The organism is Catenulispora rubra (genome assembly GCF_015356825.1).
GTDB classification, from domain to species: Bacteria; Actinomycetota; Actinomycetes; order Streptomycetales; family Catenulisporaceae; genus Catenulispora; species Catenulispora rubra.
In genome coordinates, this window is the sequence record NZ_JAACYW010000038.1 from 1 (window position 1) to 15,604 (window position 15,604).

Sequence of the window (15,604 nt, forward strand, 5' to 3'; positions counted from 1 at the left end):
GTGCGGGGTTGGCGGGCGGGGTTGAGCCAGCGGCGCAGGTCGGTGGCGAGGTTTTTGGCGATGCCGGTGATTTGGGCGATGGCGGTGCGGCGGGCGTGTTTGAGGACTTTGATGAAGCTGATCCGGTCGGGGTCGGTGCGGTTGTGGTCGGCGAGGTCGACGGCGAGCCGGTTCAGGGCGACGTGCAGGGCCAGGTGGGCGTAGATCTCTGCGTAGACCAGCGCCGGGGTGCCTGAGCGCAGGATGTAGCCGTGTCCGGCCTGGATGGTTTTGATCTCCCGGAAGGCCTGCTCGGTTTGCCAGCGTTGGGCGTATAGTGCCGCGAGTTCGGCGGCTGGGGCCTGGTCGGGGTTCAGCAGGTTGGTCAGCAGCCGGATCGGGGCGCCGTCGATGCCGTCGACGCGGTAGTCGATGACCCGTACCGTGACCTGGTGTTCGGGCCGGTTGGACTTGTGCCGGCCTTTGGTTTTGACCACCGCCAGCGCGGTGCCGTCGGGCAGGGGTGTCAGGTCCCTGTTCCCGATCCGCCGGTCGGCGCGCATCACCACGGCCGCGCCGGTGGCCTGCAGAAGCTGGAACAGCCTCACCGAGGGGAAACCGGCGTCGAACAACACGATCGAATGCTCATCCACACTGTCGATCAGCTGCTCGGCCAGTTCCCGCTCCGGGGTGGCGTAGGCCCCGATCGCCGCCGCCCGCAGCCCGTGGCTGCCGGCCTCGGCCAGCGTCACCACCTTGGCCTGCGGGTAGGCCGTGTCCCGGGTCGAACGCACCCCGCCGACCGGCCCGCCGAACACCTGGCGGTTGTCTACCGACTCGGGCAGGTCCACCACGAACCCGTCCACCGCCAAAACAAGCCGACCCCGCCAGCGTGCCCCGGGCGTGTCGGCCAACGCCACCGGATCAGCGGCCACCAGGTGAAACACCTCGGCCATCGCCGCCGCACCCAGCCTCACACGAGCCCCGGTCAGCGACGACTTGTCCACCGTGGCCCCGGCCAACTCCGGCACCGCATCGGTCAGATTGCCCAACACATCCTCATACGAATCCTGCGACCACAACGCCAACCCCAGCGTGAAATACACCATGAACTCCGGCGTCAACGGCGACAACGGCCGCCTACTGCGCCGCACCCGCCCCTCCACCGCGGCAGCCACCAACTCCGGCGGAAACCACCGCGTCAACACACCCAGATTCACCAACGACGTCAACCCGGTCCACGGATGCCTCAAACCACTCACACACACACCAACACCACCCAGAACACATACATGCCCACCACAACCAACGGCATTGGGGTGAGGCCTGATGAGGTGAGGCTCACAGGCGTGCTGATCATCACATCTGCCTAAATGGGAGTGGCTTTATCGGTCGGGAGGATCATCACAGTCCGTGGCTTAGACTCGACGTGTGATCCACCCTTCCGGCTTCCGCCCCGGCGATGGCAGACTCACCCACGAACTCGACCCCCAGGACACCGGCCCGCAGGACGCCTGCGGAGTCTTCGGTGTCTGGGCCCCCGGCGAAGAGGTCGCGAAGCTCGCGTACTTCGGCCTGTACGCACTGCAGCACCGCGGCCAGGAATCCGCCGGCATCGCCGTGTCCAACGGCAAGCAGATCCTGGTCTACAAGGACATGGGCCTGGTCTCCCAGGTCTTCGACGAGGCCACTCTGCAGTCCCTGCAGGGGTACCTGGCCATCGGCCACGCGCGCTACTCCACCACCGGCTCCTCGGTGTGGGAGAACGCACAGCCGACCTTCCGCGCCACCACGCACGGCGCCGTGGCGCTGGGCCACAACGGCAACCTGACCAACACCGGAGAGCTGGCCCGCCTCGCGGCCGAGCGCCGGACCAGGACCGGCGTCACCGACAAGCACGCCATGACCTCGGACACCGGGCTCATGACCGAGCTGATGGCGTCCTACTCGGACCGCTCCCTGGAGGACGCGGCCGTGGAGGTGCTGCCGCAGCTGCGCGGGGCCTTCTCCCTGGTGTTCATGGACGAGACCACGCTGTACGCCGCGCGCGACCCGCAGGGTGTGCGGCCGCTGATGCTCGGCCGCCTGGACCGCGGCTGGGTGGTGGCCTCCGAGCAGGCCGCGCTGGACACCGTCGGCGCGAGCTTCATCCGGGAGATCGAGCCCGGCGAGCTGATCGCGGTCGACGAGAACGGCCTGCGCTCCCGGCACTTCGCCGAGCCCCGGCCCAAGGGCTGCGTCTTCGAGTACGTCTACCTGGCCCGCCCGGACGCCACGATCGCCGGCCGCAACGTGCACGCCGCGCGCGTCGAGATGGGCCGCACCCTGGCCCGCGAGGCGCCGGTCGAGGCCGATCTGGTGATCGCCACGCCGGAGTCCGGCACCCCGGCCGCGATCGGCTTCGCCGAGGAGTCCGGCATCCCCTTCGGCCAGGGCTTCGTGAAGAACGCCTACGTCGGCCGCACCTTCATCCAGCCCAGCCAGACCCTGCGCCAGCTCGGCGTGCGGCTCAAGCTCAACGCGCTGCGCGAGGTCATCGAGGGCAAGCGCCTGGTGGTGGTGGACGACTCGATCGTGCGCGGCAACACCCAGCGCGCGGTGCTCAAGATGCTGCGCGAGGCCGGCGCCACCGAGGTCCACCTGCGGATCTCCTCCCCGCCGGTGAAGTGGCCGTGCTTCTACGGCATCGACTTCGCCACCCGCGCCGAGCTGATCGCCAACGGGCTGAGCACCGACGAGATCGCCAAGGCGATAGGCGCCGACTCGCTGGCCTACATCACCCTCGACGGCATGACCGAGGCCACGCACCAGAGCGCCGACCGGCTGTGCCGGGCCTGCTTCGACGGCGTGTACCCGATCGAGCTGCCCGAGGAGGAGTTGCTGGGCAAGCACCTCCTGGAGATCGCGGTCGACCCGCTGGCCCGCACCGACGCCCTGTCGCGGCCGTAACCCGGCGCGCGGCTGACGCCGACACCAAAGGAATTTCACCCATGTCTGGAGCCGACGGAACCACCGGCGCGTCCGGAGCCACCTACGCCGCGGCCGGCGTCGACATCGAGGCCGGCGACCGCGCGGTCGAGCTGATGAAGGAGTGGGTCGCCAAGACCCGCCGGCCGGAGGTCCTCGGCGGCATCGGCGGCTTCGCGGGCCTGTTCGATGCCTCCGCGCTGAAGGCGTACGACCGGCCGCTGCTGGCCACCTCCACCGACGGCGTGGGCACCAAGGTGGCGATCGCGCAACGGATGGACAAGCACGACTCCATCGGCCGCGACCTGGTCGGCATGGTCGTGGACGACCTGGTGGTCTGCGGTGCCGAGCCGCTGTTCATGACCGACTACATCGCCACCGGCAAGGTCGTGCCCGAGGTGGTCGCCGGGATCGTCAAGGGCATCGCCGAGGGCTGCGTGCTGGCCGGCTGCGCGCTGGTCGGCGGCGAGACCGCGGAGCACCCGGGCCTGCTCGAGCCCGGTGAGTACGACGTGGCCGGGGCCGGCACCGGGGTCGTCGAGGCGGACAAGGTGCTCGGCGCCGAGCGGGTCCGCGAGGGCGACGTGCTGGTCGCGATGGCCTCCTCCGGCGCGCACTCCAACGGGTACTCGCTGCTGCGGCACGTGTTCTTCGAGGTCGCGGGCTGGGAGCTGGACCGCGAGGTGCCGGAGTTCGGCCGCACGCTCGGCGAGGAGCTGCTGGAGCCGACCCGGATCTACTCGCTGGACTGCCTGGCGCTGATCGCCGCGGCCGAGGTGCACGCGTTCTCGCACATCACCGGCGGCGGCGTGGCGGCGAACATCGCCCGGATCATCCCGGCGGGCCTGGAGGCCCGGCTGGACCGCGGCACCTGGACCCCGCCGGCGGTGTTCGGCACGGTCGGGCGGCTCGGCGGGGTGGCGACGCTGGAGCTGGAGAAGACGCTGAACATGGGCGTCGGGATGGTCGCGGTGCTGCCGCCGGCCGCGGTCGACCCGGCGCTGGCGCTGCTGGCCGGGCGCGGGCTGCCGAGCTGGGTGTGCGGCGAGGTGGTGGCCTCCGAGGGCGCGACGACCGTCGGCGGCGCGAAGGGCGGCGACGGCGCTGCGTCCCTGCACGGCGACTACGCCGCGTAGTAGGTCGCGTAGTAGGCGGCGTAGGAAGTAGTACTTCCAGGTTTTCGGGAAACCCAAAAAGGCGCCTCGGCGGTCGGACCGCTGGGGCGCTACCTGCGTCCCGCGAGATCCGCACGCGTCACGCGCGCGAATCCGTTTCGGGCGTGACGAAGGCCCGTCCCAGTGGGACGGGCCTACTCAACCGGCGCTCGGCGGCCCGGTCCAGCCTCAACTGCGGCGGTGGTGACTGCGGTGCGAACCGCCGTCATCCGCGCTGTCGTAGTCGTCATCGCCGTCATCATCGGCGTACTTCGCGTACAACTCGTCGTCGTCCGCGTCGTCGTCCTGCTGCGACGGTGCCTCGGCGGTATGCCCGTTGGACGTGTGTACCCCGTCCCGCTGCAGCTCACGCTGGAGCTGCGTCAGATCGGTCCCCACGTCGCGATACTTCAGGTCTCGGGCGACCCGCGTCTGCTTGGCCTTGGCCCGGCCGCGCCCCATTGGCTCGACCCCCTCAACGATCGGGGCTGGTCTGCCCCTGCTCCGGTCATACGGTCAGTCGTGAGAATTCACGGTACCTGTTTCCCCAACCGATCGGTACGAGCCATACGGCTGATCGGCACGAACAGGCATAGCCGACCGCGTTACTCGGGTGTCACAGGCACGACCCCACGATAGCGCTTATACCCGCATCGATGCCACGCGCCACCGGGGGTATCTGACGAGGCGTCCCATCGGGAGGCCTACGGCAGGTATACGCCGCGCAAGCGACCCACGTCGCGCATGCGCCGCTCGGCGAGCCGGTCCGCGGCCACCGAAGGGGGCACACCCTCCTCCGACGCCAGGGCGTAGATCCGCATCGTGGTGTCGAAAATGCCCGACGCACGGCGCTTGGCCCGCTCGAAATCGAAGCCGTTGATCTCGTCTGCGACTTGGATCACACCGCCGGAGTTCACCAGATAATCGGGCGCGTACAGGATGCCGCGGGCCTCCAGTTGCTTCTCCACACCCGGGTGCGCGAGCTGGTTGTTCGCGGCGCCGCAGACGATCTTCGCGGTCAGCGTGGCGACGCTGGCGTCGTCCAGGGCCCCGCCGAGGGCGCACGGGGCGTAGACGTCTATGTCCGCCGCGATGAGCTCCTCGGTGGTGGAGACGATCTCAACCTGCGCATAGTTGTCGCGCAGCCACTGGATCGCGCCCTCGTAGGGGTCGGTCGCCACGATCGACGCGCCGTCCTCGATCAGGTGCCCCACCAGGTAGCGCCCGACCTTGCCGACCCCGGAGATGCCGACCCGCTTGCCGGCCAGCGAGGACGAGCCCCACAGGTACTCTGCGGAGGCGCGCATGCCCTGGAACACGCCGTACGCGGTGAGCACGGAGGAATCGCCGGCGCCGCCGGACTCGACCGAGCGGCCGGTGACGAACTTCGACTCCCTGGAGACGACGTCCATGTCCTGCACATAGGTGCCGACGTCGCATGCGGTGTAGTAGCGCCCGTTGAGGGACTGCACGAAGCGGCCGTAGGCGCGCAGCAGCGCCTCGGACTTGAGCTCGTTCGGGTCGCCGATGATGACGGCCTTGCCGCCGCCGAGGTCCAGACCGGCGAGCGCGTTCTTGTAGGACATGCCCCGGGACAGGCGCAGGACGTCCTGCAGCGCGTCCTGCTCGCTGGCGTAGGGGAAGAAGCGGGTACCGCCGAGGCCGGGACCGAGCAGGGTGTTGTGGACCGCGATGATGGCCTTCAGGCCGGTCTCCTCGTCGCGGCAGTACACGACCTGCTCGTGGTCGTTGGCGAATACCTCGCTGACGTCGTTGTCAGGCTTGTCAGACACTGCGTTGCTCCTGGTGATGACTGGTGGTCGGGGAGGCTTGCTGTGGTAGAGGCCTCCGTCGGGCGGGGCCGCACGGGGATCGCCCGGCTCTGAACCCCTGAAGATGGAGGCAGTATGGAGGAAGCCTATTCGCGGCGGGCGGCGAACGAGCGCGTGGGGGATAAGTGGCGTGGATCGGTGGTTCACCGAACGTTCGGGCACATGCGTGGCGCGCCGCGGCGCCATAGGTGAGAGCATCACTACGTGCGCGCATCCCCCGGCGGCGCGATTCCGGCGCCCTATATGGCCTACCTGCGGGTGTATGAGCCGCTGGCCGCATTCCCGGCTGGAGAGCGCGCCGAGTGGGAGTCCTGGCTCCAGCGGAACCCCGAGCCCAAGACCCTCGCCGAGGAGCAGGGCAGCTCGCTGCGCGGCCTCGTGGCGGTCCCTCCGATCGCCGTTCCGGAGAACGAGTCCCGGGTCGCCTATGTGCTGGACAACGGAGAGAACCCCCTGCTGTGTCCGTGGCAGTCGCGGCTGCGGTCCTGGCTGGCGCTGACCGAGCTGCGCGCGGTCCACGGCGACGGCGGCGTCCGGCTGTTCTGGCCGCAGCCGGTGCTCGACCGCGCCGACAGCGAGTACGAGCGGTGGTGGGCCGAGGACCCGGAGGCCCTGCCGCACATCCTGACCGCCTCCTGGCAGGTGCCGATCCGCTGGCTCGTCCTGTTCGGCCTGGAGGACGCTGTGCCGGGCGACGGGAGCGACGCAAGCGCCCGGGGCGGTGGGGTCGGTGGTGGCAGCGTCGGTGGCGGCGGCCAGGGAGATGAGAAGGTCGCCGCGGTGACGCTCCAGTTCCGGACCGCTATGAGCCAGGCGCGCAAGCGCTGTGCCAGGGCGCTGCGAGTGCTCAAGAGATCGCTCGGGGCGGGACCGCTTGTGGAGGCCGTGGAGACGCTGGGAATGTGGCTGGAGGAGTTCCACCCCCTGTCCGTCGTCGAACTCGACTACGGGGGCCTGATGGGGTTGCTGGTGGCCCAGGGCGCGTTGGGCGCCGAGGAGCGGGTAGACGGGGTCGTCCTGGACTGCTCCGTGCGGTACGTGGCGGACGGTCTCGCCGCCCTGGCTCAGGGTGACGATACGGGGGTGACCGCTGCGTATCTGCGTTATCGCGCTAAGTGGGATGCCGTGCGTGTGCTCGCGCGGGCCAACTAGCGTGCGGCGCCTTTAACGATCAGAGGTCTTCCGCGCCGGCCGTCCTCGATGGCAAGATCATCCCTCGGGTCGGTTCCGGACCGGTTTCGCCACCCGTCCCCCGGGGTCGAATCCGGGCATGGCGGGTGAAGCAACCAGCTGATGCCGTCCTGGATCGACACAGCGTTACAGGGGTGAAGCTGTCCGTATATCGGCCCCTACGTCCGCGGTCGGCCGGTGCGGGTTTTGTGTATCGATTTCATAGATATCGCCCACGGCCCCGGTTGGATGGTGTACTTGTACTGTGAACGACAAGCCGTTCGTCCTATAACCGACACGGCCGCACGGTCTTCCCGGGACCGGGCAAGCGAGGCTATCGGGGAGGGTCCACGAGAAATCGGGCGCGCTGGGCGCCCGTTTCCGTCAGGAGGAGTCCATATGACCGCACGTACGCCGGACGCTGAGCCTCTGCTCACGCCCGCCGAGGTCGCCACGATGTTCCGCGTCGACCCCAAGACGGTCACGCGCTGGGCCAAGGCCGGCAAGCTGACCTCTATCCGCACTCTGGGGGGCCACCGCCGCTACCGCGAGCAGGAGGTCCGCGCTCTGCTGAACGGCATCCCGCCGCAGCGTGAGGGCTGACCCGCCCAGGGAATCTCGTCGCAGTACCCAACGGGGGACGTACCGGCGACGCTCCAAGGGACGGGCCCCTTGGAGCGTTTCGCTTAGGTAGCCCCCGCGACTGCCACCACCTCGGGTCACGACCCACATGCGGCGCCCCCGCCCCGAACTCCCGTTGGCGCCCACGTGGGGGAAAAACGTAACGCCCGCCACCTGGCTATGTCCCAGGAGGCGGGCGTTGTCGTGCGCGCGACAGAACGTTTGAGGTCGTAACGCCCGACAAGCAGATGGCTATGTCCCAGGAGGCGGGCGTTGTCGTGCGCGCGACAAGGCGAGACCGCATACGAGAGGCCGCGAGCGGCGGCCTGCGAGGGCGAGAACGGGGCGGGACAGGCGCCGGTCCTGTGTGGGCAGAACCGGCACCTGTCCCGATGTCTTCGAGGCGGGCTGCCGGGGTGGGGGTCAGCCGGTGAAGGCCTCGAAGGTGTGCGAGAAGTCATACGCGTTCTGCTGGACCGAGGAGCAGGTGGGCGAGGCCCACGACGACGGCTGCGCACACGCCTGGTCCCGCGTCAGGGACCACATGGCCAGCCGGCCGATGTGGTGCTGCGCGGCGAACTGTTCGACGACCTTGGCGTCGGAGACCTGGAACACCTCGTCGGCGGTGTCGTTGACGCCGATCATCGGGGTGATGCCGACCATCGCCCACAGCTGGGCGTCGGTGGCGTTCGGGTAGACGGTCTTGAGCTGGTCGTGCACGGACTGCGCGGACTGGTCGGCGTACTGGCCCATCTTCCCGGACGGGCTCGGGGCGGCCCAGTCGCCGTAGTCCATGGCCATCACGTTGACGACCGAGACCTTCAGGCTGTTCTTGGCGGCCGCGGTGACGATGTTCACACCGTCCTGGGTCAGGCCCGAGGGCAGGACCGGCAGGGTCAGCGACACGTCCAGGGTCTTGCCGGCCGCGGCGTAGTCGGACTGGAGCTGCGCCAGGGCCTGCGCGCGGCGGGTGACCGAGGCCTGATCGGTGGTGGCCGCGCCCTCGATGTCGAAGTCGACGTGGGTGAGGTTGTAGGTGTCGATCACGGACTTGTAGGCGGCTTTCAGGCTCGGCACGTCGGTGCAGGCCCGGGCCAGCTCGGTGCCGTTGGCGCCGCCGAAGGAGGCGATGGCGTCGCCGCCCTTGGCCCGCAGGTCCGCCAGGCCGGCCTTGAGGCTCGCCTCGAAGGTCGGGTCGGCGGTGCCGTTCCACGCCGGGGTGCAGCCGCTGCCGCCGGCGAGCATGAAGGCCGCGGTGACGTACTTCGTGCCGGCCGCCGCCGCGACCGCGCCGAGGTCCTGGCGCTGGCTGGTGTCGACGTAGGGCGCGAAGCCGTAGGAGGCGCCGGACGGCGGCGGGGCCGGCACCGACGGGGCCGAGGAGGGCGCCGTGGAGGGTGCCGTGGACGGTGCGCTGCTCGGGGCCGACGACGGGACGGTGCTCGGCTTGCTCGACGGCGCGCCGCTGGGAGACGCGCTGGAGCTCGGCGCCGTGCTCGGCGCGCTGCTGGGAGCCGAGCTCGGACCGCCGCCGGATGTCCCGCCGCCGGGACCGCCGCCTGGACCGCCGTCGCAGGCGGCGCCGTTGACCAGGCAGTTCAGCGGCGCCACCGTCCCGGAGGTGGCGTCCACCACGAAGCCGAACGTGGCGCTGGTCCCGGTGGCTATGTCGCCGGCCCAGGACGGGTTCGCGACGGTGATGTGCTGCCCGGCGGCGGTCATCGTGCCGTTCCACAGGGAGCTGATGCGCTCCCCGGCCGGCAGGTCGAAGGAGACGGTCCAGCCGTGCACGGTCTGGCCGGTGCCGTTGGCGATCGTGTACTGGCCCTGGAAGCCGGTGCCCCAGTCCGTGGTCTTGGCGAAGGCGGCCGTGACGCTTCCACTGCTGCTTCCGGCGGCGCCGGCCGAGAAGGCGGCGACGGATCCGGCGCCGACGACGGCAGCGGTGGCTAGTGAGATCCCTATGACGCGGGCGCGCTTCGACAGTCCCATGATCGAGCGGAGTCTCCTTGCGGTTGTGCGAGTAGGTGGTGGCACAGCGAGCCAACCGCAAGGACGTTCGGGGGCGGAAGGAGGTTAGGACGATCCGGTCCGGATCTTGACTCCGTCTTGGTACTCGCACGGGTGTTCTTGGTGTCTCCTTTACTCAGTTTGCGGATTCTGTAGTGATCGCCTCCCTTTCGGGCCCTGAGAAGACTTTCAGGAGCATGTAGAACGCGGGCAGGATGACCACCATCCCGAAGGCCATCGTGATCAGCAGGGCGTGCAGGTTCGCGGCTCCGGCGGCCGAGTCGCGGGCGGTCGCCGCGCCGACGACCAGATCCGGGTACTGAGCCGCCGCCCAGCCGAGCAGCACGCCGATCACGGCGGTCGCCGCCGTGGCGCGGGCCAGGACGTAGTGCCGCTTCCAGATCACCGCGATCGAACCGAAACCGCAGACCACTGCGACGGCCACGAACGGGATCGAGCGTTCGGTGAAGCGGTGCGCGACGGTCGGCGCGTCCTGATACAGCAGCGGGAGCAGGGCCAGGCTGACGGCGCCGGCCAGGGCCGCGGCGGCCAGGGCCCGGCGCCGGAAGGCGGGGACGAGGTCTTCAGTCGCCGGGTCGGTGCCGGCGTCGTAGCAGAGGTAGACGGCGGCCAGGAACGCGGTGACGACGACCGCGAAGACGCCGGCCACCAGCGTGAACGGGGACTCGAAGGGCGTCAGTGGCCCGGAGGTCGGGGTGATCTTGCCGGTGGCCAGCGCCGCACCGCTGACGCCGAGCATGAACGGGGTGATCGAGGACGCCACCGCGAAGACGCGGCTCCACAGGCTGTCGGGTCCGGCGGCGCCTTCGCCGTAGGCGCGGTAGACGTACGCCGCCCCGCGCAGCACGATGCCGGCCAGCGCCAGGGCCAACGGCAGTTCCAGGCCGCGCGCGATGATGCCGAAGGCGGACGGGAAGCCGCTGAAGGTCGCGACGATCACGAAGATCAGCCAGACGTGGTTGGCCTCCCACACCGGGCCGAGCGCGTGCGCGATGAGCCGGCGCTCGCGGTCGGCGTGGCGGCCGCGGGCCAGCAGGTCCCAGACCCCGGCGCCGAAGTCGGCGCCGGCCAGCAGCGCGTAGGCGGCCAGGGCGCAGACGATCACGCCGAGCAGGAGGTCGACGGCGGTCATCGGGCGGCTCCTTCCAGTTCGGGGCTTCGCGCGGGCTGCTGGGCGCCGGTGCCGGGGCGGGTGTCGGAGTCGGGGCCGGGGTCAGTGTCGGCGTCAGGGTCCTGCGAGTCGGACTCAGGGCCCTGCGGATCGGGGCTCTCGGTCCCGCTGCCGAGTTCCGGCGGCGCGCCGGTCGCCAGCCGTCGCAGGATCAGCAGCAGCGCCGTGGCCAGCCCCAGGTAGACCACGATCGTGGCGATCAGCGACCAGCCGATGCCGCCGCTGGTCGTCGCGGCCTCGCGGACGGTCATCCGGCCGTAGACGATCCACGGCTGCCGGCCGGCCTCGGTGACCTCCCAGCCGGCCAGCATCGCGGCCATCGCGGCCGGGCCGGTGAGCCCACCGGCCAGCAGCCAGGGGCGCGTCATCGGGATCAGGGGGCGGACACCCTTGCGGCGCCGCCAGAACGCGACCACCGTGAGCAGCGCCGCGAGCCCGAGGATGGCCATGCCGCCGGCCACCATCGTGTCGAAGGCCAGGTGCACGACCGGCGTCGCAGGCTGCTGCTTCGCGGGCAGGATGTCCAGGCCCCGGATGGTCTTGTCGGTGCGGAAGCCGGTGAGCAGGGACAGGCCGTCGGGGATCTCGATGCCGAACCGGGTCTTGCCGGTGCTCGGGTCGTAGATGCCGCCGAGGGTCAGGGGCGCGTGGCTCTGGGTGTGGGTCAGGGCTTCCATCGCGGCGAGCTTGGCCGGCTGGTACTTCTCCACCACCCGCGCGGCCAGGTCGCCGATCACCAGCTGGAGCGGGGCCATGGCCAGCACCGTGACCAGGCCGACGCGGAAGCCGCGCCGGTGGTAGCTGTCGCGCCGGCCGCGCAGCATCCCGACCGCGTACACCGCGGCGACCACCCCGCCGGTGCACATGAGCGCGGCGAGGAACATGTGCAGCGACTCCGGCAGCGCGCCGGGCCCGGTGAGCGGCGCCAGCGGCTCGGCGGAGACGACTTTGCCGCCGACCTCCTTGATGCCGGTCGGGACGTTCATCCAGGAGTTGGCGGTGACGATGAACAACGTCGAGAGCGTGCCGGAGATCGCGATCGGCCACAGCGTGAGCCAGTGCGCCCGCGGCGACAGGCGCTTCCGGCCGTACAGGTAGAGGCCGACGAAGATCGCCTCGGCGAAGAAGGCGAAGGCCTCCAACGTGAAGGGCAGGCCCAGCACGCCGCCGTAGCGCGCCATGAACGCCGGCCACAGCAACCCGAACTCGAAGGACAGGACGGTCCCGGACACCGCGCCGATGGCGAACAGCACCGCCATCACCCGGGACCACTTGCGCGTCAGGGCGAGCCACGTCGGGTCGCCGGTCTTCAGCCACCGGCCCTCGGTGAACAGCAGGAGCCACGGAAGCCCCACCCCGAAGACCGCGAAGACGATGTGGAAGGCGAGCGAGAACCCGGTCTCGACTCGGGCGTCGGTGAGCGTGCTGCCGAGCATGGGCGTCTCCCATAGTTCTACGATCCGTAGAAGTTCTACCGGTTGTAGAGTAACCCCATGGCGAACGAGCGCGCAGGCGGCCCCCCAAGACTGGGCGAACTGGAGCGCGCGGTGATGGACGTCCTCTGGAACGCCCCCGACGGAAGCACCGCGCAGGAGATCGTCGAACGCCTCGCGGCCCGCGACGGCACCGCGGAGCTGGCGGCGACGACAGTCCTGACGGTGCTGGACCGCCTCCGCCGCAAGGACTTCGTCGAGCGCGAGCGCGTCGGCCGCGCGCACCGCTACCGCGCCGCACGCACGCGCGACGACGTGATCGCCGCCTCGATGCTCGCAGTCCTGGAGACGACCGACGACCGCCGCTCGGCGCTGGTGCGCTTCGCCGGATCGGTGTCGGCCGAGGAGGCGGCGCTGCTGCGGGAAGCCTTGGCGGGGCTGGAGGAGTAGGCGGCGCGGCGGTGCGGGTTCTTGTGCCGAGCGGGCAGAAAGATCGGCCGGCGAAAGTGCTCGTTTCGCTCGGAGGGAGCAGGACAGTCGGCTGGCGGCAGCGGGATCGCTCGCGGTATGCGCTCGCTGATCGGCGCGGACTGGCCCGGCATGAAGCGCGGCGGGTTAAGCGGCGGCGATACTGCGGAGCTTTTTTCGCGCCGGGCGAGCAGAAGAAGTCGGCTGTCGAGCAGCGTGCGGACTGCCCCGGCATGCAGCGCGGCGGGTCTGAGAAGCTGGTGACGATGAGCATTTCACTGGCCGCGGTCGTGTAGGCGGCGCGCCATGTTCTCTGATGCCTGGCCCCTGGCAGTCCTCGCGGTGCTGTTGGCCTGGCCGGTCCCGGTGTTCCTGGCACGCGCCGCATGGCCGCGTCGTCATGCGCGTGCCGCGATCGCGTTGTGGCAGGCGGTCGGTATCGCCGGTGGCCTGTCGCTGATCGGCGCGCCGCTCGCGGTCGGCGTGGCGCCGCTCGACAAGCATCTCCGCACCGGCTTGGTCGAGCTGTGGCGTGATGCGTTCCACCTGCGGGTGCCGGCGTCGCTGGGCCTGGCCCAGGAAGTCGCCTTGGCGCTCGCGGCCGTGCTCACCGTCCGGCTGGTCGGCGTGACGTTGCTCTCAGCCTTCCGGATAGAGCGCGATCTGCGTCGCCAGCGCGATGCCGTCGACCTCGCCGCCGAGCACGCCGATCGCCAGCTCCGCGTCCTCGAACACGCCGCGCCCGCCGCCTACTGCCTCCCGGGCACGCGGCCGCGCATCGTCATCACCGAGGGCACCATCGCCGCGCTCGCGCCCGATGAGCTCGAAGCGGTGCTCGCTCACGAGCGCGCGCACGCGAAGTGGCGTCACGAGCTGGTGGTCCAGCCCTTCGTCGCCTGGGAGTCGGCGCTGCCGCTGCCTCCGGCGCGCCGCGCGACCGCTTCGGTCACGGCGCTCGTCGAGATGCTCGCCGACGATCACGCCGCACGCTCCGCCGGACGCCCCGCGCTGGCCCGGGCCCTCGTCGCCATCGGTGGGACGGCGGGCCCCGTCCCGAATCAGCGTGCGGACGACGGTTCCGGCGCGGCTCGCAGCACCCCCGGCACTCCGACGCTCGACCGCGTCCAGCGCCTGGTGAAGCCGCCCGGGGGTGCCGCCCTCGCCGAACGCGTCATGGGCCCGGCTGCCTGGCTCGCCGCGATCCTGCTCGTCGCCGGACCGACCTGGTATGTGCTGCGCTGACCTGCGGTGCGAGTCATTTCATATGAAGAGGGATGATTCGCCCCTTCTATATTTGTACTGCGCGCCGCTGACAGTCGCCCTACCCCCGGCCTTACCTCCGCCCTACCCTCCGAAGAAAGCCGCCGCCGCCGAAGCCAGCAGGAACGGATCGTCCGCCCCGCCCAACTCCCGCGCCGAGTGCATCGACAGCGACGTGATCCCCACGTCGAACGTCGTCACGCCAAGCTTCGCCGCCGTGATCGGCCCGATCGTCGTCCCGCACGGCAGCGAGTTCTTCCCCACGAAGTACTGCGTCGGGATCCCCGCACGTTCGCACACGTCCGTCCAGATCGCGCGCCCGAGCCCGTCGGTGGCGTACCGCTGGTTGACGTTCGTCTTCAGCGCCGGGCCGCCGTTCAGGCGCGGGCGGTGGCCGGGCTCGTGGCGCTCCGGGTAGTTCGGGTGCACCGCGTGGCTCATGTCGCTGGACATCACCACGGTCCCGGCCAGGGCTCGCGCGTAGTCGTCCGCGCCGCCGCCGAGCTGCGCCTGCGTCACCCGGGTGAGCACGTTGCCGAGCAGCGGCCCGCCCGCGCCGGTGTCCGACTCGCTGCCGGTCTCCTCGTGGTCGAACGCCGCCAGGACCGGGACGGCCGACAGCGGTCCGGCGGCCCCGGCGGCCGCCGCGATCAGCGCCTGCACCCCGGCGTGCACCGAGACCAGGTTGTCCATGCGCGGGCCGGCGATCATCTCCAGGTCGCGGCCCAGGTACGTCGGCGGCGTCACGTCGTGCAGCATCAGGTCGAAGCCCAGCACATCCCCGGTCGGGACCCCGGCCTCCTTCGCCGCGAACTCGATCAGCGCGCCGTCCTCCACCGGCCCCAGGCCCCACGCCGGGGTCAGGTGCTGCTGCTTGTCCAGCAGCAGCCCGGTGTCGTTCACGCCGCGGTCCAGGTGGATCGCCAGCTGCGGCACGCGCATCAGCGCGCGGTCTACGTGCACCAGTGCCGCCTCGCCCCCGCGCAGCACCAGGCGGCCGGCCAGGCCCAGGTCCCGGTCCAGCCAGGAGTTCAGCAGCGGCCCGCCGTAGAGCTCGACCGCCACCTGGCGGAAGCCCGCCGAGCCGGTGTCGGGCAGCGGCTTGACCCGCAGGTTGGGGGAGTCGGTGTGCGCACCGACGACGCGGAAGCCGGTGTGCGGCTTCGTGTTCTCCGGCGCGTACCAGGCGATGAGCGCCGCGCCGCGGATCACGTAGAACCCGCCGCCGCCGGCCCGCTCCCAGCCGGCGCTCTGCCGGAGCTGGCGGAACCCGGCGGCCTCCAGGCGGGCAGCCGCGTTCGCCACCGCGTGGTACGGGGTCGGCGAGGCGGCGAGGAACGTGAGCAGGTCGTCCGTGTGGGCGCGGTCGAATATCGGCATGCTTCAGAGCATAAGAGACCGGCGCCCCTGTCACTGGGAGTGACAGGGGCACCCGGGACTTCGTTATGGCAGTGGAACCCTCATGTGGGTACTACTGCCGTCATCGGCCGTTACCCGCGGGCACCGGCCCCGACGACC

13 protein-coding genes are annotated in these 15,604 nt (G+C 70.6%); 6 read left to right on the forward strand and 7 right to left on the reverse strand.

The annotated features are described in order from the left end of the window. On the reverse strand, positions 1-1,247 hold a 1,247-nt coding region (locus GWK61_RS13540; RefSeq protein ID WP_323747550.1), incomplete at its 3' end, for an IS4 family transposase. Between the two features lie 163 nt (positions 1,248-1,410). On the opposite strand from GWK61_RS13540, the gene purF reads away from it, so the two are divergent. Together purF and purM are read left to right on the forward strand one after the other, a co-directional pair. Next, positions 1,411-2,928, forward strand: a complete 1,518-nt coding sequence (gene purF, locus GWK61_RS13545) for an amidophosphoribosyltransferase (protein ID WP_194908704.1) — start codon at positions 1,411-1,413, stop codon at positions 2,926-2,928. A 41-nt stretch (positions 2,929-2,969) separates the two neighbouring features. After that, on the forward strand, positions 2,970-4,082 hold the full coding sequence (gene purM / locus GWK61_RS13550; RefSeq protein ID WP_194908705.1) for a phosphoribosylformylglycinamidine cyclo-ligase: 1,113 nt from the start codon (positions 2,970-2,972) through the stop codon (positions 4,080-4,082). 207 nt (positions 4,083-4,289) lie between these two features. On the opposite strand, the gene GWK61_RS13555 is transcribed toward purM, so the two are convergent. Beyond that, the gene (locus GWK61_RS13555; RefSeq protein WP_194908706.1) at positions 4,290-4,562 is read right to left on the reverse strand and encodes a DUF3073 domain-containing protein; all 273 of its coding nucleotides are present in this window, start codon (positions 4,560-4,562) and stop codon (positions 4,290-4,292) included. 242 nt (positions 4,563-4,804) lie between these two features. Continuing rightward, positions 4,805-5,893, reverse strand: a complete 1,089-nt coding sequence (locus tag GWK61_RS13560; protein WP_194908707.1) for a Glu/Leu/Phe/Val family dehydrogenase — start codon at positions 5,891-5,893, stop codon at positions 4,805-4,807. A gap of 243 nt (positions 5,894-6,136) precedes the next feature. On the opposite strand from GWK61_RS13560, the gene GWK61_RS13565 reads away from it, so the two are divergent. Together GWK61_RS13565 and bldC are read left to right on the forward strand one after the other, a co-directional pair. After that, entirely contained in the window at positions 6,137-7,084 is a 948-nt protein-coding gene (locus tag GWK61_RS13565) for a DUF8083 family protein (RefSeq protein WP_194908708.1), read from the forward strand. A gap of 417 nt (positions 7,085-7,501) precedes the next feature. After that, on the forward strand, positions 7,502-7,705 hold the full coding sequence (bldC, locus tag GWK61_RS13570) for a developmental transcriptional regulator BldC (RefSeq protein ID WP_012784549.1): 204 nt from the start codon (positions 7,502-7,504) through the stop codon (positions 7,703-7,705). Between the two features lie 441 nt (positions 7,706-8,146). Here the strand turns inward: bldC and GWK61_RS13575 are convergent, their stop codons facing one another. From GWK61_RS13575 to GWK61_RS13585, 3 genes are all read right to left on the reverse strand, one after another. Beyond that, positions 8,147-9,715, reverse strand: coding sequence for a cellulose binding domain-containing protein (locus GWK61_RS13575; protein WP_194908709.1), 1,569 nt, complete (start codon positions 9,713-9,715; stop codon positions 8,147-8,149). A gap of 154 nt (positions 9,716-9,869) precedes the next feature. Then, entirely contained in the window at positions 9,870-10,886 is a 1,017-nt protein-coding gene (locus GWK61_RS13580) for a cytochrome d ubiquinol oxidase subunit II (RefSeq protein WP_194908710.1), read from the reverse strand. Next, positions 10,883-12,361 (reverse strand): cytochrome ubiquinol oxidase subunit I, encoded by a 1,479-nt coding sequence (locus GWK61_RS13585; RefSeq protein WP_228562270.1) that lies wholly within the window; start codon positions 12,359-12,361, stop codon positions 10,883-10,885. Before GWK61_RS13585 ends, GWK61_RS13580 begins: the two co-directional genes overlap by 4 nt. A gap of 57 nt (positions 12,362-12,418) precedes the next feature. On the opposite strand from GWK61_RS13585, the gene GWK61_RS13590 reads away from it, so the two are divergent. Then, positions 12,419-12,808 (forward strand): BlaI/MecI/CopY family transcriptional regulator, encoded by a 390-nt coding sequence (locus GWK61_RS13590; protein ID WP_012784553.1) that lies wholly within the window; start codon positions 12,419-12,421, stop codon positions 12,806-12,808. A gap of 324 nt (positions 12,809-13,132) precedes the next feature. After that, positions 13,133-14,068 carry a M56 family metallopeptidase gene (locus GWK61_RS13595; protein ID WP_194908711.1) on the forward strand — a complete coding sequence of 312 codons (936 nt, stop codon included), beginning with the start codon at positions 13,133-13,135 and terminating at the stop codon, positions 14,066-14,068. Positions 14,069-14,170: 102 nt separating this feature from the next. Here GWK61_RS13595 and GWK61_RS13600 read toward each other — a convergent pair whose 3' ends face one another. Continuing rightward, complete coding sequence (locus GWK61_RS13600; protein ID WP_194908712.1) at positions 14,171-15,466, reverse strand: M18 family aminopeptidase; 1,296 nt, start codon at positions 15,464-15,466, stop codon at positions 14,171-14,173. Between the last annotated feature and the right edge of the window lie 138 nt (positions 15,467-15,604).